The following is a 19492-nucleotide window of genomic DNA, read 5'->3' as shown; positions in this document are numbered from 1 at the left end:
GAGAGAACCCAGTGAGCTATAACTCAGAAGGGACGATATAGCGCCAAGGGTGCGGTTACCCATGAAGGCCAGAGCTCACTGAGGAATCACTTCAAGCTCATAACAGGCCGTATATACGAATGCAGTTTTACCCTGTTCACATCGCGCAAAGCTGGTTAATAACAAAGTAAAATTATGTCACTAAACAACTTGCGCAATGTGAGGTGTCCATATAGGGTTCACGGCGTGTTTCTGAGTGTTTTCTGACAATAAAAAGGGGCGAGCCTTCGCTCCCCCCTTTCTCAAAGCGGTTAAAGTGTTAAACCGCTCTAATTTTGCTGTTTCTTTCAAACACGTTCGAAGACAGTAGCAATACCTTGACCAAGGCCAATACACATGGTCGCTAAGCCAAGTTTCGCGTCTTTCTCTTCCATCAAGTTAATTAGCGTAGTTGAGATACGTGCACCAGAGCAGCCTAATGGGTGGCCTAAAGCGATAGCACCGCCGTTCAGGTTCACTTTTTCTTCCATCTGATCGAACAGTTTCAAGCCTTTAAGTACAGGCAGTGACTGCGCGGCAAAGGCTTCGTTCAGTTCAACTACATCGATGTCTTCCATCGACACGCCAGCACGCTTCAGAGCTTTCTCCGTTGCCGGAACCGGACCGTAACCCATAATGGACGGATCGCAACCTGCAACGGCCATTGAACGGATTTTAACGCGTGGCGTCAGACCCAGTTCTTTGGCTTTGTCAGCAGACATAACCAACATGGCAGCGGCGCCGTCTGACAAGGCTGACGAGGTACCTGCGGTTACCGTTCCGTTGGCTGGATCAAACACGGGACGAAGCTGTGACAAGCCTTCCGCGGTGGTTTCTGGACGTATGGTTTCGTCTTCTGTGACACGAACCAGCTCACCGTCTGCGTTGTGGCCATTCATTGGCAAGATTTCTTTAGCAAAGCGGCCTTCTACCGTCGCTTCGTGCGCTTTCTTATGAGAGCGCGCGCCGAACTCGTCCTGTTGTTCGCGGGTAATACCGAACTTACGAGAAAGGAGTTCAGCGGTCATACCCATGCTGCCCGAAGCTTTTGCTACAGATTTATTCATGCCCGGATGAAAATCGATTCCGTGAGTCATGGGTACGTGACCCATGTGTTCGACACCACCGGCCATAAAGATCTCGCCGTCGCCGTTCATAATAGCGCGCGTAGCGTCGTGCAGAGCTTGCATTGAAGAGCCACACAAACGGTTAACTGTTACACCAGCTACTTTATGCGGAATACCAGCAATAAGCGCCGAGTTACGCGCAATGTTAAAGCCTTGCTCCAGGGTTTGCTGTACGCAACCCCAGTAAATGTCTTCCAGTTCATCAACATCCACTTCCGGGTTACGCTCAAGTAAGCCCTTCATCAGCGCAGCTGAGAGGTCTTCGGCACGAGTATGGCGGAAAACACCATTTTTTGAACGCCCCATTGGCGTACGAATACAATCTACAATGACGATGTCTTTCATTTTAATAACCTCCTCAAGCCTTACTTCGCGCTGGTTGTGTCAAAGTAAGATTTACCGGCTTTAGCCATTTCGCGCATGCCGTCGGTAACCTGATAAATTTCACCCAGGTGCGCGTACTTGTCTGCCAGTTGAATAAAGTTGTCCATGCCAAGCGTTTCCAGATAACGGAAAGGACCGCCGCGGAATGGAGGGAAGCCTAAGCCATAAAGCAATGCCATGTCTGCTTCGGCCGCAGAACCAACAATGTCCTCTTCCAGGCAACGAACCACTTCGTTCACCATGGGGATCATGCAGCGGGCAATAACTTCGTCAGCGTCGAGTTTCTTGCCTTGCTCACAGCCTAATAGCTCGTAAGTGGCTGGATCGGCTTCTTTGGTTGGCTTACCTTTTTTGTCAGTGCCGTAAACATAGAAGCCTTTGCCGTTTTTCTGACCATAACACTCAGCCGCTGCCAACTTAGCAATGGCGCTAGATTCGTCACGCTTCATACGGGTAGGGAAGCCATCTTCCATAACAACGGTGCAATGATCTGCGGTGTCGATGCCGACAACGTCGCTTAAGTACGCAGGACCCATAGGCCAGCCGAACTGCTTCTCCATAACCTTGTCGATGCCGACGAAATCAACGCCTTCATCAACCATACCGGCAAAGCCTGCCAGGTAAGGGAACAACACACGGTTTACTAAGAACCCAGGGCAGTCATTTACAACGATAGGGGTTTTGCCCAGCTTCAGCGCGTAAGCAACAACGGCGTTAACAGTGTCATCGGAAGTTTTCTCGCCACGAATAATCTCAACCAACGGCATTTTATGTACCGGGTTAAAGAAGTGCATACCGCAGAATTTTTCAGGGCGCTTCAGATTCTTCGCAAGTTCGGTAATAGAAATAGTCGAGGTGTTTGAAGTCAGAATGGCGTCATCACCAATCACATCTTCAATTTCTGCCAGTACTGAACCTTTAACTTTCGGGTTCTCAACAACGGCTTCAACGACAATATCGACATCTTTAACTGCATCGTTCAACAGCGTAGGTGTAATAGATGACAAGATTTTAATCATCTTCTCGCTGTTTACTTTGCCGCGCTCAACGCCTTTTTTCAGGATCTTACCGGCTTCTTTCATGCCTAAGTCCAAAGCATCTTGCTTAATGTCTTTCATTACGGCAGGCACGCCTTTAAGAGCTGACTGGTAAGCGATACCGCCGCCCATGATGCCAGCACCTAAAACACCTGCGGTTTTGATTTCTTTGGTTGCTGCTTTCGCGTATTTTTTAGATTTACCTTTAACCGCCTGGTCTGCCAGGAAGATACCAACCTGTGCCTGGCAAGCTTCGGTTTGGGTCAGGTCAAAAAACGCGTTGTTTTCTGCTGTCAGCGCGCCTTCGCGGTGTTCACGCGCACCATTTTCAATGGCTTCAATCGCCTTGTGCGGAGCAGGGTAGTGTTTACCGGCTTTCGCTGCGACCATACCTTTAGCCGTAACCAGAGTCATCATCAACTCGGTATCGTTGGCTTTTAATGGTTCCAGTTTAGGCTGACGCTTCGCTTTCCAGTCTTGTTGACCGGCGGCAGCATCTTTTGCCAAGTTAAGAGCGGCTTTAGTCAGGTTTTCTGGTTCTACAACGGCGTCAACAGCACCGACTTTGAGTGCATCCAATGCTTTATTGTTTTTGCCGGTGGTGATCCACTCTAAAGCGTTATCCGGGCCAATAACCCGAGGTAGACGCATGGTGCCACCAAAGCCCGGGATTAGACCCAGCTTGACTTCTGGCAGGCCAATAGTCGCTGTGCTATCGGCTACGCGATAGTCACAAGCTAATAAGGCTTCGCAGCCGCCACCCAGAGCAAAGCCGGTGACAGCCCCAACGGTTGGTACAGGCAGATCTTCCAGTTGGTCGAATACGCGTGAAGCTTTAGCAACCCAACTGCGTGTTTTTTCCTGATCAGAGAACAATGTCAGGAACTCAGTGATATCGGCACCAACGATGAAGGTTGATTTACTGCTAGTCACAATGACACCGCGCAAATCATCGGTATTCTTTAATTTTGTCAGCGCTTCGCTGAATTCTTCTAATGTCGCCTGGTCGAATTTATTAACCGAGCCTTTCGCATCAAATTGTAATTCTGCGAAACCAGGTTCGATAAAATCGACCCGAATGCTTTCACCTTGATAGATCATCTTGGGTCTCCCACGACTTCCATTAATTTGTTGCTATAAAGAAACTGATTCTGCTATAGCTTTGGGTTAAGGTAGAGAGAGTTTGGCGCGAATACGCCAATTTTTCAACGGTTATTTAAACATGCGTTTGAATTAATGAAAAAGCAGTCGTTTATCATACGTTACAGTGCGCCATTGTTTTTCGCGTTATCACTGTTTAGCAGTGGTGCAGTCCAGTCTGAACCTGTTGATAGTGAACAACGGGAGCAGCAGCGTGAGCTATTTAAAAAGGCTGAGTACGCCGCCAAGCGGGGTCGCCTGAATGAGTACCGTCAGTTACTACAGAAGCTGGACGATTATCCTCTTGTTCCTTATCTGGAACTGACCCGGCTTGAGCAAGTGGGTTACTTGGCTAACGAAGACCGAGTTCTGGCTTTTCTGGAAAAGTATGACAACACACCTCTCGACTGGCAGCTAAGACAACCCTGGCTAACTTATCTTGCCGGACAAGAGGAGCACGCGCGGTTTATTCGCGACTTTCGGCATCCGGGTACTTTGACGCATCGCTGCCAGTTTATTGAGGCGCAACGAAAGAAAGGCCTGGGTGAAGGACCGTTCCGCCGCCAGGTTGATGCTATCTGGGAGCATGGTTTTTCGCTGCCGTCGGCCTGCGATCCCATTTTAAAGGAATGGGAAAAGCTTGACGGGCGCACCGATGCAAAAATTTGGAATCGATTACAGCTGGCCGCTGAGCACGGTAACCCAACGTTACTGCCTTACCTGACAGGGTTGTTACCAGAGTTACAGCAATACCTGGGTGAGTTCTATCATAAGGTGCGATATTCGCCCGCGGCCATAGAAGACAACGCTTGGTTTAAGGGACGGTACCCTGCGAAGGAAGCCGAAATAACGACATTTGCGCTGACTAAACTTATTTGGCGAGATGAAAATATTGCTCTGCGCAGCTATAAAAAGCTGAGTCCGCAACTGCCTTTTACAAAGGAGCAGGAAGAGCAGATAGCAGAAGAGTTTGCGGTTGCGCTGAGTTTGAAGTCGCATCCCGAAGCGCGTGTCTGGCATGACCGTGTTCCGGTTAATGCATTGAATGAGCGAGTTCTGCAGTGGCGCTTAGCGATATACCTTAAAGACAAAGACTATGAAGGCCTGCGTGATACCATCCAAAGCCTTCCTGTTGCCATCAGGCAGGGGAATCAATGGCGTTACTGGCTTGCGCGTACGCAGGAAATAACCGGGAACGCGCTGGTTGCTCAGCAACTTTATGACGATTTATCTGATGAGCGTCATTATTATGGTTTTCTGGCGTCAGCAAGGTTACAAAAGCCGGTGAGTCTCGAGCACGAAAAGCTCGAAGTCAGTGTCGTTCAGCTTGAGCAAGTGCGAAATCATCCGAGTGTTCAGCGTGCATACGAACTCATTCAGCTTGAACGCTGGGTGGATGCAAGAAGAGAATGGAATCATTTGTTGACACAACTCGATGGCGAAGAGCAGAAGGTTGCAGCGTACCTTGCCAGTGAGTGGGGTTGGCACGACCAAGCGATATGGACACTAGCGCAAATAGGTCATTTTGACGCTGTAGGTATTCGTTTCCCGTTAGCCTATAAAGACATACTAGGGCGGGCGTCACAGGCGGCGGGAATTGATCAAAATTGGGCTTTAGCCATTACCCGGCGTGAGAGTAACTTTCGTCACGACGCCTATTCTAGTGCTGGCGCCAGAGGTTTAATGCAAATATTACCCGGTACTGCCAAACAGTTGGATACGAAAAATAACAGCTGGCGTCGTTTAAACGATCCATCGGTTAATGTTCGGTTAGGAACTCATTATTTGAGTCGCCTGAAGCACCGTTTTGAGAATAACTGGTTATTAGCGACGGCAAGCTATAATGCTGGGTACTATCGAGTGAGAGAGTGGCTGCCGGAAGAGCCTGTTTACGCTGATGAATGGGTTGAAACCATCCCTTACCATGAAACTCGAGATTATGTAAAAGCGGTATTGAGTTACCAACAAATTTATAGGATGTTGGGTGGTAACGAGGATAATTTGTTTGAGCAAGTTGTTGATATGACCATTGTTGAAACTGAATAAGGCGATTCAATATGACTGCGACAGCAGATTTGTGGCCGTTATTTTCTGACCATATAAAGCAACTCCAGGCTCGCGCTGAGCGACTCTTTAAACGAGAAAACTTAGATTTATTAGCAATTCATTCGGGTCAGCAAAAGCGCTGGTTTTTGGATGATATGAATTATCCTTTCCGTGCTAACCCTCATTTTAAAGCGTGGTGCCCCGAAACCCAGCTTCCTAATGCCTGGGTTATTCTAAAACCTAATGCGCGACCAACCCTAGTTTTACTCAGCGCGCCGGACTTTTGGCACACGGCGGCTAGTTTAGAAGATGAACGCTGGTTAGAAGAGTTCCACGTGGAACACATCAACTCGCCCGAGGCGATTGAAAAACTGCTTCCTTATGATAAGAAGAATGCTGCCTACCTGGGCGAGCACATTGAAGTGGCAAAAGCTCTGGGTTTCGAGAACATTAATCCGGATCCGGTTCTTCACTTCTTTCATTATCACCGACTCTTTAAAACGGATTACGAAATAGCCTGTTTAACGCAAGCAAATCATATTGCTGCGGAGGGACACATTGCAGCAGCCAAGGCCTTTTTCGATGGAGAGTCTGAATTCGATTGTCTATTGAAGTATATGGCGGCTACCCGACAAGGACAGAATGAAGTGCCTTATAATCACATTGTTGGGCAGAATAGGAACGCGAGTGTACTGCATCACTGGCTGCCCGATAAACGGTCGCCTGAATCACTAAAATCTATGTTGGTCGATGCTGGCGCTGAAGTTTGTGGTTACGCTGCAGATATTAGTCGAACTTGGTCTAAACAGCACAATGAATATGAAGAACTGATAGCGGCACTTGACCAAATTACGTTGGCGCTGATTGATAAAATGAAACCGGGCGTTGAGTTTCCCTTCTTGCATCAGTTGGCTCACGAGCAAATAGCTAACGTACTTTTTGCCTTTGGTTTTGTTCGTTGCAGCCCCGAGCAAATGATTGAAGATGGCATTACTACGGTGTTCTTTCCTCATGGAGTGGGTCACCCCCTGGGGCTGCAAGTGCATGATGTTGGCGCTGCTCAGGCCGATGAGCGAGGGACACCAATACCTTCCCCGGCCGGACACCTTACCTTAAGAACGACTCGTACTGTCGAGCCGCGACAGGTTTACACCATTGAACCCGGCATTTACTTTATTGAACCATTACTGCAAAAGCTGGCTGATTCTCGCAATAAGCATGTTGTTAATTGGAAGAGGGTAGACGAGTTCAAGCCATTTGGTGGCGTGCGGATCGAAGATAACATTGTGGTCTATCGAGAGCGAAATGATAACCTAACGCGGCAAACGTCTTTGGATTCTTATGTGAAAAAGGTTACCCGTCTTGCCTGATCAGGACTACGATATTCCGGCATCGGAAGCTGAAGTAGAGATAGAAGTTAAAAACAGTCGCTTTATTGCGTGCCTGGCACATACCAGCAATGCTGAAGACGCTGCGACGTTTTTAGCGGCGGTTAGAAAGCGCTGGCCAAAAGCTTCTCATTATTGCTCGGCTTCCTTATTCTCAGCTCCTAATAATAGCCAGAATATGGCTTATAGTGATGACGGAGAGCCCTCGGGAACCGCAGGTCGGCCGATGCTTATGGCGCTTCAGAATAGCGGCGTGGGTGAGGTCACGGTCATTGTGGTGCGCTATTTCGGCGGTGTAAAACTCGGTACTGGTGGGCTTCAGCGAGCCTATACGGATACGACCGTTGCCGGGTTAGCTGAGCTTAAAACAGAGCTGCGGGTATTTAAGCAAGCGTTTCAGTTAAACTTTGCTTATACCGACCAAGGGGAGGTCGAACCGCTTTTGATTGAAGCCGGGGCTGAAGTTGAGTCAGCTGACTACGAAGAGAGTGTGCGACTTAAAGTCTTACTGCGCCCTTTAGAAGTTGAAGCGCTGCAGAAAAAATTACAGGCTGCTACCCGAGGTCGGGTGCAGCTGAAAGGTCTAGACTAGAAGAACATAGCACTGGGCTGGAAGACTTTCTCAACCTGATCAATATACTTTTTATCCAGTAAGAAAAGAATCACGTGATCGTCCGAATGAATAATGGTCTCGCTGTGCGCCATGAGCACTTCGTGCCCACGAACAACGGCGCCAATCGTAGTTCCCGGTGGAAGCTTAATGTCTTTAATGGCTTTGCCCACAACCTTAGAAGTGTCTTCGTCACCATGAGCTATTGCCTCGATGGCTTCGGCTGCACCCTTACGCAGCGAATAGACGTTAACGATATCCCCACGGCGTACGTGAGTCAGCAACGCAGAAACCGTTGCGCGTTGCGGTGATATGGCAATGTCAATTTCGCCGCCCTGAACTAAATCGACGTATGCGCTTCGTTGAATAAGCACCATAGTTTTACGCGCACCCATGCGCTTAGCCAGCATAGCCGACATAATGTTCGCTTCATCGTCGTTAGTCACTGCAATGAAAACGTCAATATCTTCTACGTGTTCTTCCTCCAGCAGCTTCTGATCGGAGGCGTCACCGCGAAAAATCAATGTATGCTCGAGGCTCTGGGAAAGCTCTTCTGCGCGAGTTTCGGAACGCTCAATAAGCTTAACACGGTGGTCGACTTCCAGTTGCTTAGCCAAACCAGCTCCAATATTACCGCCACCAACAATCATGATTCGGCGGTATTTGTCTTCAAGCTTTTGCAGTTCCTGCATAACGGTACTGACATGACGTGTATCGGCAATGAAAAACACTTCATCGTCAGCCTCGATAATGGTGGTTCCGGTGGGGCGGATAGGTTTGCCCTGGCGATAAATAGCGGCAACCCGAGTATCGATATTGGGGATGTGCTCGCGCAGGGTTGAGATCGCATGCCCAACCAGTTTCCCGCCATAATACGCTTTTACGGCGACCAGACTGGCTCTGCCGTTCGCAAACTCCATAACCTGAAGTGCACCGGGGTAATCAATCAACCGTCTGATGTAGTTAGTAACCAGCTGTTCCGGGGAAATAATGTGATCAACCGGCGCATCCTGGTTATGAAATAACTGATCTTTGTAGCGGATGTACTCTTCAGAACGGATTCTGGCTATTTTTTTGGGCGTATTGAAGATGGAGTAGGCGACCTGACAGGCAATCATATTGGTTTCATCGCTACTGGTTACGGCTATCAGCAAATCTGCGTCGTCTGCACCTGCTTTGCGCAATATGTCCGGATGAGCGCCGTTACCCACAACGACTCGTAAGTCATATTTATCCTGCAAATCGTCCAGTAAGTCGTTATTGGTATCAACGATGGTGATGTCGTTACGCTCACCAACCAAGTTTTCTGCCAATGTGCCGCCGACCTGACCAACACCGAGTATGATTATTTTCATTGGGCTTTTTTCAATCTCGCGTAAAAGAAACCATCCCCGCCATATTCACCGGGAAGCAACTGCAGTGTCTCATGCGCTGCAGTTATAGGTATCAGACTAGCACCAGATTGCTGTTTGAGAAAAGACTCAATTTGAGTTTGGTTCTCTTGCCGTAAAATAGAACAGGTTGCATACAACAGCTCACCGCCGGGCTTAAGCAGGGGCCACAGCGAACTGAGTATTTGGTTTTGCAAGTGTGCTAGTTCGTTAATGTCTTCAGCACGACGTAGCCATTTAATGTCTGGGTGGCGACGTATCACGCCTGTGGCCGAGCAGGGGGCATCCAGCAATATACGGTCGAAAGGCTCGCCGTCCCACCAGTCATTAGTGGAGGCAACGTCAGCGCAGTGAATAACGGCGCTTAAGCCAGCACGCTCGAGGTTTTCATCCACACGTTCAAGCCGCTTGGGGTCGATATCAATAGCCTGAACCGGTTGCTCAAAGCTGTGTTGCTCTAATAAATGCAGTAACTTACCGCCGGGTGCGGCGCAGCAATCGAGTACACGGTGTGAAGCATCAACATTAAGTTGATCTGCAGCAAGTTGCGCTGACCTGTCCTGCACTGACACATGGCCTCGGGCAAAACCGGGGAGCTTTTCAACTGGACAGGGCGAATCCAACTGAATAGCATTGCTTGCGCTGTCATCTGCCTTTGCTGCAATGCCGCTGTCCTGAAGTTGCTGTAAATAGTCATCGCGAGTGGCGAAGCGTTGGTTCACTCGCAGCCACATCGGCGGGTGCGTGTTGTTTTCTGTCAGAATCTTGCTTGCATGCTCCGGGTGATCTGCTTGAATGGCATCAAACAGCCAGCGAGGGTGATTCTGCATTGAGTCGTCTGGCAGTTCACGCTGTTGTGACTCATCGGCAGCTGGTGCTTCGCGTAATAATTGGCGTAATATGCCGTTAACCAGACCCTTATGATTACGCTTACCAATGACTCGAGCGGCTTCCACTGTTGCACTGACCGCTGCGTGATCTTTAATTCGCTGACAGTAAAGCTGATAAGCGCCAACCAGCAATAAGTAATGCAGTATTTTCAGCTTTCCTTTAAGTGGCTTATCTAATTTTGCGCCAACCAAGCGGTTAAGGCTTGGCAGAACACGTAAAACGCCGTAGCTGATGGCACTAGCCAGTCGTTTATCTGCGTCAGAGAGTTTGTTTGTTGCATGAGGCAGGGCGGCAGAAAGAGATTCGCCTTTTTCTAATACCTGAAACAGGGCCATCGCTGCGGCCGCGCGACTGTGTGAACCCTGCCCACTATTGGATGAACTCTCATTGTGATTCATTGTAATTCTAGCCCTTGGCTAAACACGTTACTGTAGCCGTTAATTAAGGTCGTGGCCGGCTGTACTTTTTTGCCCGGCATTTGCGCCTGAGTGATACGTAAGATGCCGTCGCCGGTAACCACATCGATGCCTTCATTTGTGCTGTTGATTATGGTGCCCGGGCCTTTATTACTAGCACCTTGAGCCAGTTCCGCCGCATGAATTTTAATTGTGTTCTGTTGATCCTTTAAATTGTCTGACTGGCACCAACTCATGGGCCAGGGGTTGAATGCACGTACGCAGCGTTCAATAAAAGCGGCTGATTGCGTCCAATCAACTTTGCCTTCCTGCTTTGTCAGTTTTCTTGCATAGGTGGCTTCGCTATCGCTTTGCGGCTTGGCCTGGCTCTGGTAACTGTCGAGATTGGCTAATACCTTAATCAAAGCTTTGGGACCCAGGTCTTCAAGCTTATGATAAAGCGAAGCTGAGGTTTCTTCGGGGCTAATTGCGCATCGTTCCTCGTGCAGCACCGGTCCCGTATCCAGACCGGCTTCCATTTGCATCACACACACACCGGACTCTGAATCACCAGCCCAAATAGCACGTTGAATAGGCGCAGCGCCTCGCCAACGTGGCAATAAAGAACCATGGACATTCAGGCAGCCTTGCGGCGGAATATCTAAGACAGCTTGCGGGAGCAATAAGCCGTAAGCTACCACCACCATGATGTCGGGGTTGAGTTCGGCGAGGGTCGCCTGGGACTCATCGGATTTTAATGACTCCGGTTGATAAACCGGCAATTGGTGTTCAATAGCCAATTTTTTAACGGCGCTGGGTTGAGGCTTCTTGCCCCGCCCGGCAGGACGGTCCGGCTGGGTATAAACACCCACTATCTGATGAGCCTCAGCTATCAAACTCTGTAAGTGTTGTGCGGCAAAATCGGGCGTGCCTGCAAAGACAATGCGCATTAATGTGCTTCCGTTGCGTATTTCTCTGCTAAGCGCTGTTCTTTCTCTAATTTCTTGCGAATTCGCTCACGTTTCAGCGGCGACAAGTAATCTACAAAGAGTTTTCCATTTAAGTGATCAATTTCGTGCTGAATACAAATGGCCAGTAATCCTTCAGCAGATCGGCTGAACCGTTCGCCATTTTTATCCAGTGCGGTAACGGTGATTTTTTCTGCGCGTTCAACTTTGGCGTAGACACCAGGAAACGACAGGCAGCCTTCATCGTTTTTAAAATGGCCTTCTGCTTCGGTAATTTCTGGATTAATAAACACCATTGGCTCGTTTTGATCTTCGCTGCAGTCGGCAACAAATAATCGCTTATGTATGTCGACCTGTGTTGCCGCAAGGCCTACACCCTGTTCTTCGTACATGGTTTCGAACATATCGTCGATAACCGAGCGGATATTGTCATCTACCTTTTCAATCTTCTGTGCGACTTTTCGCAAACGTTCGTCCGGATATTGCAGAACCGTCATTTTTGCCATTAGAACCTCCAAATCTTCATCTACCCTTAGTTTACCTTAAATTGGTAGGTCAAGGACAGTCTGTGAACACACAGGAATTATGTGTATTAATGGGGATGACACGTGCATCAAACAAGGTGCAGAAAGCCGCAAGGGAATGCGACAGTTGGCAAGTGCTGTTAGAGCGATGGGGGCAATCGTTAAAACCGGTAGAGCCACGTTGGTTAAAAGCCGCTGAGAATTGGTGCCATTCTGACTATCAGGGAGTCATTTCCTACTTCTGTAGCGATTATCCGGCGTCCTTAAAAGCGATAGCGAACCCTCCCTGGCTACTTTACTACCGAGGGCGTAAAGAGCTGCTGCAAGGTGTTGGCGTGGCTATTGTTGGCAGTCGAAAAGCGACTCACAGCGGATTGCAGGTGGCGGACTGGCTGAGTGAGAGCCTGGTGGCTGCGGGCATTGTCGTGATAAGTGGTCTGGCGATGGGTATTGATGCGCAGGCGCACAAAACCGCCGCTGATAAAGGAAAGACAATAGCGGTTTTGGGGACAGGCATTGATCAGTATTACCCGCGAAGAAACAAAGCCTTACAGGACTTTATTGCTCATCAAGGCCTGCTAATTTCTGAGTTTCCGCCCGGACAGACCGCCAGAATCGATCATTTTCCTCGCCGTAACCGTATTATTAGTGGTATCAGTCAGGCCGTGGTTGTCGTTGAGGCTGCGCGCAAAAGTGGTTCGCTTTCAACAGCAGTCCATGCTTTGAACGAAGGACGCGAGGTAGGTGCGGTGCCCGGCTCGATTTTGTTGCCCGAACACCAGGGTTGCCACTGGTTGATTCAGCAGGGCGCGAAGTTAATTAACACGCCGCAGGATATTCTTGAGTGGTTTTCTCTGGAGGATGCAGAGAGTGTCGTGTCAGAAGGTGTACAATGTCGCGATGAAAGCTTGGCAAACAATCGATTGTTCGCTAGTCTGAGTTCAGAGCCACGAACAATTGATGACATGGTACAATTGTCCGGACTCGAGGTTGCTGAAGTCATGGAGAAGATAGTGTTACTCGAATTAGAAGGGCTAGTGGCAGCCGTACCAGGCGGTTATATCAAAGTGGGGAGGCGCTAAAGTATGTTTGATATCCTCATGTACTTGTTTGAAAACTACATTCATTCCGAAATGGAAGTTGTGGTTGATCACGATGAGTTAACCAATGAACTTACCCGGGCTGGTTTCCGTCATCAGGAAATCCAGAAGGCTTTGGCGTGGCTGGAACGCTTGGCCGATTTACAGGAAATGGAAACCAAATCTTATCTGGATGTCGCTCCGCAGCAGTCTACCCGCATTTATACGGCGGCAGAAATGACTCGCTTAGACAGCCAGAGTCGTGGCTTCCTAATGTATTTAGAGAATTTAGGTGTGTTAGATTTCGCCACTCGTGAAGTGGTTATTGACCGTGTGATGGAACTGGAAACGGCCAACTTTACTCTGGATGACCTGAAGTGGGTTGTGCTCATGGTTCTGTTTAATGTTCCCGGTCAGGAAGCCGCCTACGACCAGATGGAAGGCTTATTGTTCGAGGAAGCCGAAGGGCCTTTACATTAATGTCATCAGATGAGCGCTGCCCCCGTTGTGAGCGACCACTGGTCATTAAACATGTTGGACATAACAGCTTTTTAGGTTGTACAGGGTATCCTGACTGCGATTATAAACGGGGTCTTCGTGAACAATCTGAAATTGATCCCGAAGACCTTGGAGTTGCCTGCCCGGAATGTGGCAAAGAACTTCAATTAAAAAGTGGGCGCTATGGTTTGTTCGTTGGCTGCAGTGGCTTCCCCGAATGTGAGTTTGTTACAGAACCGAATACTGAAGAACAGAGCTCGATTACTTGCCCTGAATGCAGCGTAGGCGAGCTACACCAAAAAACATCACGACGCGGCACCGTCTTCTATGCCTGCGACCAATATCCGAAATGTGAGTTCACCGTGAATCAACCGCCGGTGGATGAAACCTGCCCTAAATGCCAATATCCATTGCTGGTTAAAAAGAAGTCCGCTGCAGGAATTCGTAAAGTCTGTCCGCAAAAGCAATGCGACTATAAGTCGGACGCGCTATAATTCAACACCTTAAGTGGAGGAGGAATTATGGCAGATCAATGGGAAGCGGCGCATAACGCAATAAAAACCGGTATTATCGCCTATCCGACAGAAGCGGTGTTTGGATTAGGTTGCGATCCAAATAATGAAGTAGCGATTCAACGATTATTAAGTCTGAAACAGCGACCGGCTGAAAAAGGCTTGATTCTTATTGCTGCTGACTACAGTCAATTGCTTCCTTTTGTTGAAGATTCTGCTATTTCTCAGGACAAACGCTTTAGTGTTTTGTCGCATTGGCCAGGACCTGTCACATTAATTCTGCCGGTAAGGAAGGGCGTATCGTCCTTATTAACCGGTGGCCGCGAGACGATTGCTGTGCGCGTGAGTGCGCACGAACCAGTGAGGGAGCTCTGCCGTGAACTCGGTCATGCATTGGTGTCGACCAGTGCCAACCTAACCGGCCAGGAGCCTGCCCGCACCGCTGCAGAAGTGCGTCAGCAGTTCGGCGACAGCGTAGATTGGGTCATGGAGGAGAGCACCGGCGGAGCCGCGAAGCCAACCCGTATTATTAATCCATTCAATAATCAGGTTGTAAGAGACGATGCATAACGATTATTTAAAGCAGGTAAAAAGTTATCTGATGTCATTACAGGATGCCATTTGCCAACAACTGACGGAGGTTGATGGTGAACGGAGCTTCCAGGAAGACAGCTGGGATCGTCCGGGTGGCGGTGGCGGCCGTTCGCGGATCATTAAAAATGGTGCGGTTTTCGAGCAAGGTGGTGTTGGTTTCTCTCATGTGTATGGCGAAAAGATGCCGGCGTCGGCAACGGCACACAGACCTGAGCTGGAGGGGCGCGATTTTAATGCCTGTGGTGTTTCCCTGGTCATGCACCCGGAAAACCCAATGGTGCCGACTGCGCATATGAATGTGCGCTTTTTCATTGCGCAAAAAGAAGGCGAAGAGCCAGTTTGGTGGTTTGGCGGTGGGTTCGATTTAACGCCATTTTATCCTTTTGAGGAAGACATTATTGAGTGGCATCAACAAGCGAAAGACGCGTTGGACAGAGTTGATGAAAAGCTTTATCCAGAATACAAAGCCTGGTGTGATGACTATTTCTTTCTTAAGCACCGGAATGAAGCGCGTGGTGTCGGTGGTATTTTCTTTGATGACCTCAATGATCGTGCATTTGAAGAGTGTTTCGCAGTAATAAAAGCAGTAGGTGATGCTTTTACTAAAGCTTACCTTCCTATTGTTGAGCGGCGCAAAGGCCTGGCTTATAGTCAGCAGCAAAGAGATTTTCAACTTTATCGCCGTGGCCGTTATGTTGAGTTTAACCTTGTCTGGGACCGCGGAACCTTGTTTGGTTTACAAACCGGCGGCAGAACGGAGTCCATTTTAATGTCGATGCCACCGCTGGCGCGCTGGGAATACAACTGGCAAGCAGAGCCAGACTCTGCAGAAGAGCAATTGACATCCTATTATTTGAAACCCAGAGACTGGCTGACGAAATGAAGCCGTTAACTCAGCTGGGTGTATTCGGAAACCCCATTGAACATAGTCTGTCACCACGTATTCATTCATTGTTTGCGCAGGCTCAACAAGAGCACGTCAACTACCAACGCTATCTGGCCACCTCCGGGCGATTCTCGCGGAGTGTGGCACAGTTTTTCTGTCACGGCGGGCGGGGGGCTAATGTCACTTTGCCTTTTAAGCAAGACGCGGCAAGGTTGGTGACGCAATTAACCGAGCGAGCGCAGTTGGCTGGTGCGGTGAACACCCTCATCTCGAGTAAGTCAGGTCAGCTAGTAGGCGATAATACAGATGGTGAAGGGCTTGCTATTGATCTTGAGAATAAGGGGTTTAAAGTAAGTGGGCGCTCACTTACTATTTTTGGCGCCGGCGGCTCTGCTCGTGGCATACTGCCTTTATTGCTGGCGCAGCAGCCAAAGCATCTTTATTTGATCAATCGTACTGTCGAAAAAGCTGAGGCACTTAAATCAGAGCTGAAAGCCCTTGGCTTAGCCGAGGCAAATTTAGTTCAGGTACTGTCGTCTGCTTCTGCCATTGAAGAGCCGGTAGAGCTATTAATTAACGCTACCAGCAGCAGCTTAACGGGCCAGTGTCTGACGTTACCACCGATACTTGCAGATGATGCTTGCGGCTATGATTTGATGTACGCTGCGAAACCCACCGTATTTATGCATCAGCTAACCCAGGTTGGGTGTAAAAAAGTGAGTGATGGCCTGGGCATGCTGGTGGAACAGGCGGCCTCTTCCTATCAACTTTGGATGGGTGGTGAGCGTCCGGATACCACATCTGTTATGTCCGAATTGAGAAAGTCTAGTTAATTGATTGAAAAGGACTTTTCCGAGCTTTTTATAAGTAAAGAAAAATGCGGAACAAAAGGTTATAAAAAAACTGAATTTGTCAGTAGATCATTGCTGATTTTGTGGTAATCTGTCTGACCTGTTTACGATGCATTTCCTTCCATTTCAGGACGTAAACAGAATAGTTTCCACAGTGAAGCATAATAAGAAAAAGTAAAAGGCATTTAGGGATGCCTGTCGTTTTAAATCCCACACTATCAATAACTTAAGTAAAATTCAGACACGGGGAAATCTCAATTTCCAGCTGTGGAATAGATCGTTGTTAACAGAGTTGTTAACAGGTTATGCACAGTCTGTTCAGTGGTCTGAATTGCTGTTCTGTGGCATCCTATAGGTAACGCTTAACTTAGGTTTTAAACTATGGCCACATCTGTTCCAGAAAATCCGTTTATTCTTGTCGATGGTTCCTCTTATTTGTTTCGCGCTTTTCATGCGCCACCGCATTTAACCAATTCTAAAGGCGAACCGACCGGAGCTATTTACGGCGTCGTTAACATGTTGCGGAGCTTGCTAAAACGCTATAAACCTAGTCATATGGCGGTTGTTTTTGATGCCAAAGGCAAGACATTTCGCAGCGATATCTATGAAGAATACAAAGCCAACCGGCCGCCTATGCCGGACGACTTGCGTTCACAGATTAAAGTTCTGCACGATATTGTTCAGGCAATGGGACTGCCATTGCTATGCGTTGACGATGTTGAAGCGGATGACGTTATCGGTACCTTAGCGCGACAAGCTGGGGAAGAAGGGCGGTTTACGCTGATCAGTACAGGTGATAAAGACATGGCGCAGCTTGTTAATGAGCATGTCATGCTCATTAATACCATGACTGACACGTTATTAGACCCTGCAGGCGTTGAGAAAAAGTTTGGTGTTAAACCCAATCAAATTATTGATTACTTGGCCCTAATGGGCGATAGCTCGGACAATATTCCGGGATTGCCTAAGGTGGGAGAGAAAACGGCACAGGCTATGCTGCAGAGTATTCCGAGCATTGACGCTATTTACGAGAACGTTGACGCTGTAACTGAGCTGTCGTTCCGTGGCGCTAAGTCTATGCCGGCTAAGCTTAATGAATACAAAGATCAGTTACTGATGTCGCGTGAGCTGGCGACCATTAAGCTTGATGTCGCTATGGAACTGGAGCCGGAGAAGCTCACCATACAAACGGCGGATAGCGAAAAGCTGGCTGAGCTATACGGTCGTTGTGAATTCCGCCGCTGGCTCGGTGAGCTCATGGAAAGCGGTGCCGCAACCGATCAGGCGTTAGGCGATACCGATGGTGAAAAGCCCGTTAGCGATATTAACCGGGAGGCTTATCGTGTCTTAATGACGGAAAAGGAAGTCAGTGATTATTTAACCTCGCTGAAGAAAAGTGACTTTTTTGCTTTTGATACGGAAACAACCAGCCTGAATTATATGCAGGCGGAACTTGTTGGTGTGTCATTAGCGATGGCACCCGGCGAAGCGGTCTATATTCCGGTTGGCCATGACTATATGGACGCGCCTGAGCAAGTGGGTCGTGACTGGTTGCTGGAGCAACTGAAGCCACTGCTTGAAGCCGATAAACCGCAAAAAGTTGGCCAGAACCTAAAGTATGATGCTCATATTTTGCGTCGCTATGATATTCGGTTAGGTGGAATTCTGAATGACACCATGCTGGCATCTTATGTATTTAACAGTGTCGGTTCACGGCATGACATGGATACTTTGAGTCTGCATTACCTGAATCATAAAACCATCAGTTTTGAAGAGATTGCCGGAAAGGGTGCAAAGCAATTAACGTTTAATCAAATTGATTTGGAGCAGGCAGGGCCGTATGCGGCGGAAGATGCAGACATTACTTTTCGATTGCACGAGGTACTCTGGAGTAAGGTCAAAGATGTTGGCAGCGACCTGCACAGCGTACTCACCGATATAGAAGTACCGTTAGTTCCCGTATTGTGCGATATGGAACAGTATGGCGTCCGTATTGACGCAAATTTGCTCGGTAAACAAAGTCAGGAAATTACCGAAAAGCTCGATGCTCTGGAGAAAAAAGCGTTTGAGATTGCCGGTGAGGAGTTCAACTTAGGTTCCACTAAGCAGCTGCAACGAATCTTTTTTGAAAAGCTGGAGCTGCCAGTCGTTAAGAAAACCCCGAAAGGGGCTCCCTCGACGGCTGAGGAAGTCTTGCATGAATTGGCGCATGACTATCCTTTACCGGATGTTATTTTGCAGCACCGAAGTTTGTCGAAGCTAAAATCGACTTATACCGATAAGCTGCCGAAGATGATCAACCCGGACACCGGCCGGGTGCATACTTCTTATCAGCAGGCGGTTACCGCAACGGGCCGTTTGTCATCGACCGATCCGAACTTACAGAACATTCCTATTCGTACTGCTGAAGGGCGCAGAGTGCGACAGGCCTTTGTTCCGGAACCAGGCTATAAGATTGTCGCTATCGATTACAGCCAGATTGAACTGCGTATTATGGCGCATCTGTCACAGGATGCGTCCTTATTAAAGGCTTTTGCTGAAGGTCTGGATATTCACCGGGCAACGGCCGGTGAGGTGTTCGGTTGCAAAGCTGACGAGGTAACGGATGATCAGCGTCGACAGGCTAAAGCGGTCAACTTCGGGTTAATTTACGGTATGTCTGCTTTTGGTCTTGCGCGCCAGTTGGGAATTGCCCGTCATGAAGCTCAGCATTATATGGATAAATACTTTGAGCGCTTTCCGGGTGTATTGCGTTATATGGAAGATACGCGTAAACAGGCAAAGGAGCAGGGGTATGTTAAAACGCTGTTCGGACGCCGCTTGCCTTTGCCGGATATTAAAGCCAGTAACGGAGCACGCCGAAAAGGTGCTGAGCGAGCAGCCATTAATGCGCCAATGCAGGGAACGGCAGCTGACATTATTAAAAAAGCTATGCTGAAAGTTGCGGACTGGATAAACAGCAATCAATGTCAGGACGATGTGCGTATGTTAATGCAAGTTCACGATGAGCTGGTTTTCGAGATAAGGGAAGCTAAGCTGGATGATTATATAGCACAATTAACCGAAGTCATGGAGAAGGCCGCAAACCTTGATGTGCCACTTATTGCAGAGGCTGGTAAAGGCAATAATTGGGATGAAGCACATTAATTTTAC

16 protein-coding genes are annotated in these 19492 nt (G+C 48.5%); 10 read left to right on the top strand and 6 right to left on the bottom strand.

The features are described from left to right. Nucleotides 1-326 precede the first annotated feature (326 nt). Both fadA and fadB read right to left on the bottom strand, forming a co-directional pair. Complete coding sequence (fadA, locus tag CWI78_RS06935) at nucleotides 327-1490, bottom strand: acetyl-CoA C-acyltransferase FadA (protein WP_126781566.1); 1164 nt, start codon at nucleotides 1488-1490, stop codon at nucleotides 327-329. A gap of 20 nt (nucleotides 1491-1510) precedes the next feature. Next, entirely contained in the window at nucleotides 1511-3667 is a 2157-nt protein-coding gene (gene fadB, locus CWI78_RS06930; RefSeq protein WP_126781564.1) for a fatty acid oxidation complex subunit alpha FadB, read from the bottom strand. Between the two features lie 135 nt (nucleotides 3668-3802). On the opposite strand from fadB, the gene CWI78_RS06925 reads away from it, so the two are divergent. The 3 genes from CWI78_RS06925 to CWI78_RS06915 are packed head-to-tail and all read left to right on the top strand — an operon-like array spanning nucleotide 3803 to nucleotide 7732. Beyond that, nucleotides 3803-5752, top strand: a complete 1950-nt coding sequence (locus CWI78_RS06925; protein ID WP_126781562.1) for a transglycosylase SLT domain-containing protein — start codon at nucleotides 3803-3805, stop codon at nucleotides 5750-5752. 11 nt (nucleotides 5753-5763) lie between these two features. Continuing rightward, nucleotides 5764-7122 carry a Xaa-Pro dipeptidase gene (pepQ, locus tag CWI78_RS06920; protein WP_126781560.1) on the top strand — a complete coding sequence of 453 codons (1359 nt, stop codon included), beginning with the start codon at nucleotides 5764-5766 and terminating at the stop codon, nucleotides 7120-7122. Further along, the gene (locus CWI78_RS06915) at nucleotides 7115-7732 is read left to right on the top strand and encodes a YigZ family protein (protein ID WP_126781558.1); all 618 of its coding nucleotides are present in this window, start codon (nucleotides 7115-7117) and stop codon (nucleotides 7730-7732) included. The genes pepQ and CWI78_RS06915 overlap by 8 nt, the downstream gene beginning before the upstream one ends. Here CWI78_RS06915 and trkA read toward each other — a convergent pair. Genes trkA through def form a run of 4 tightly spaced genes read right to left on the bottom strand, consistent with a single transcriptional unit; the run spans nucleotide 7729 to nucleotide 11901 of the window. Beyond that, the gene (gene trkA, locus CWI78_RS06910) at nucleotides 7729-9105 is read right to left on the bottom strand and encodes a Trk system potassium transporter TrkA (RefSeq protein WP_126781556.1); all 1377 of its coding nucleotides are present in this window, start codon (nucleotides 9103-9105) and stop codon (nucleotides 7729-7731) included. The two genes, CWI78_RS06915 and trkA, sit on opposite strands and share 4 nt — an antisense overlap. Then, nucleotides 9102-10430, bottom strand: a complete 1329-nt coding sequence (gene rsmB, locus CWI78_RS06905) for a 16S rRNA (cytosine(967)-C(5))-methyltransferase RsmB (protein WP_126781554.1) — start codon at nucleotides 10428-10430, stop codon at nucleotides 9102-9104. The genes trkA and rsmB overlap by 4 nt, the downstream gene beginning before the upstream one ends. Continuing rightward, nucleotides 10427-11377, bottom strand: a complete 951-nt coding sequence (gene fmt / locus CWI78_RS06900) for a methionyl-tRNA formyltransferase (RefSeq protein WP_126781552.1) — start codon at nucleotides 11375-11377, stop codon at nucleotides 10427-10429. Before fmt ends, rsmB begins: the two co-directional genes overlap by 4 nt. Beyond that, nucleotides 11377-11901 carry a peptide deformylase gene (def, locus tag CWI78_RS06895; protein ID WP_126781550.1) on the bottom strand — a complete coding sequence of 175 codons (525 nt, stop codon included), beginning with the start codon at nucleotides 11899-11901 and terminating at the stop codon, nucleotides 11377-11379. Before def ends, fmt begins: the two co-directional genes overlap by 1 nt. Before the next feature lie 62 nt (nucleotides 11902-11963). Here def and dprA point away from each other — a divergent pair, with 62 nt between their 5' ends. The 7 genes from dprA (at nucleotide 11964) to polA (ending at nucleotide 19486) form a co-directional block, all read left to right on the top strand. Continuing rightward, nucleotides 11964-13001, top strand: coding sequence for a DNA-processing protein DprA (gene dprA / locus CWI78_RS06890; protein ID WP_244213088.1), 1038 nt, complete (start codon nucleotides 11964-11966; stop codon nucleotides 12999-13001). Nucleotides 13002-13004: 3 nt separating this feature from the next. Continuing rightward, entirely contained in the window at nucleotides 13005-13478 is a 474-nt protein-coding gene (locus CWI78_RS06885; RefSeq protein ID WP_126781548.1) for a DUF494 family protein, read from the top strand. Next, a complete protein-coding gene (locus tag CWI78_RS06880) occupies nucleotides 13478-13990 on the top strand; it encodes a DNA topoisomerase family protein (RefSeq protein WP_126781546.1) in 513 nt (170 codons plus the stop codon). Before CWI78_RS06885 ends, CWI78_RS06880 begins: the two co-directional genes overlap by 1 nt. Nucleotides 13991-14017: 27 nt before the next feature. Then, nucleotides 14018-14578 carry an L-threonylcarbamoyladenylate synthase type 1 TsaC gene (gene tsaC, locus CWI78_RS06875; RefSeq protein ID WP_126781544.1) on the top strand — a complete coding sequence of 187 codons (561 nt, stop codon included), beginning with the start codon at nucleotides 14018-14020 and terminating at the stop codon, nucleotides 14576-14578. Continuing rightward, nucleotides 14571-15485 carry an oxygen-dependent coproporphyrinogen oxidase gene (gene hemF / locus CWI78_RS06870; protein ID WP_126781542.1) on the top strand — a complete coding sequence of 305 codons (915 nt, stop codon included), beginning with the start codon at nucleotides 14571-14573 and terminating at the stop codon, nucleotides 15483-15485. Before tsaC ends, hemF begins: the two co-directional genes overlap by 8 nt. Beyond that, nucleotides 15482-16321, top strand: a complete 840-nt coding sequence (gene aroE / locus CWI78_RS06865; RefSeq protein WP_126781540.1) for a shikimate dehydrogenase — start codon at nucleotides 15482-15484, stop codon at nucleotides 16319-16321. The genes hemF and aroE overlap by 4 nt, the downstream gene beginning before the upstream one ends. Nucleotides 16322-16720: 399 nt before the next feature. Then, on the top strand, nucleotides 16721-19486 hold the full coding sequence (gene polA, locus CWI78_RS06860) for a DNA polymerase I (protein ID WP_126781538.1): 2766 nt from the start codon (nucleotides 16721-16723) through the stop codon (nucleotides 19484-19486). The last annotated feature ends 6 nt before the right edge of the window (nucleotides 19487-19492 follow it).

Origin of the sequence: Idiomarina ramblicola (assembly GCF_003987255.1) — a bacterium.
GTDB lineage: Bacteria > Pseudomonadota > Gammaproteobacteria > Enterobacterales > Alteromonadaceae > Idiomarina > Idiomarina ramblicola.
Note: the sequence above shows the minus strand (reverse complement) of the source record. Positions and strands in the feature narration are given on the sequence as shown.

Bases quoted from the DNA above. Each gene is read 5' to 3' on its own strand.
- fadA (WP_126781566.1), bottom strand. From the start codon at position 1,490: ATGAAAGACATCGTCATTGTAGATTGTATTCGTACGCCAATGGGGCGT.
- fadB (WP_126781564.1), bottom strand. From the start codon at position 3,667: ATGATCTATCAAGGTGAAAGCATTCGGGTCGATTTTATCGAACCTGGT.
- CWI78_RS06925 (WP_126781562.1), top strand. From the start codon at position 3,803: ATGAAAAAGCAGTCGTTTATCATACGTTACAGTGCGCCATTGTTTTTC.
- pepQ (WP_126781560.1), top strand. From the start codon at position 5,764: ATGACTGCGACAGCAGATTTGTGGCCGTTATTTTCTGACCATATAAAG.
- trkA (WP_126781556.1), bottom strand. From the start codon at position 9,105: ATGAAAATAATCATACTCGGTGTTGGTCAGGTCGGCGGCACATTGGCA.
- rsmB (WP_126781554.1), bottom strand. From the start codon at position 10,430: ATGAATCACAATGAGAGTTCATCCAATAGTGGGCAGGGTTCACACAGT.
- fmt (WP_126781552.1), bottom strand. From the start codon at position 11,377: ATGCGCATTGTCTTTGCAGGCACGCCCGATTTTGCCGCACAACACTTA.
- def (WP_126781550.1), bottom strand. From the start codon at position 11,901: ATGGCAAAAATGACGGTTCTGCAATATCCGGACGAACGTTTGCGAAAA.
- CWI78_RS06885 (WP_126781548.1), top strand. From the start codon at position 13,005: ATGTTTGATATCCTCATGTACTTGTTTGAAAACTACATTCATTCCGAA.
- CWI78_RS06880 (WP_126781546.1), top strand. From the start codon at position 13,478: ATGTCATCAGATGAGCGCTGCCCCCGTTGTGAGCGACCACTGGTCATT.
- tsaC (WP_126781544.1), top strand. From the start codon at position 14,018: ATGGCAGATCAATGGGAAGCGGCGCATAACGCAATAAAAACCGGTATT.
- hemF (WP_126781542.1), top strand. From the start codon at position 14,571: ATGCATAACGATTATTTAAAGCAGGTAAAAAGTTATCTGATGTCATTA.
- aroE (WP_126781540.1), top strand. From the start codon at position 15,482: ATGAAGCCGTTAACTCAGCTGGGTGTATTCGGAAACCCCATTGAACAT.
- polA (WP_126781538.1), top strand. From the start codon at position 16,721: ATGGCCACATCTGTTCCAGAAAATCCGTTTATTCTTGTCGATGGTTCC.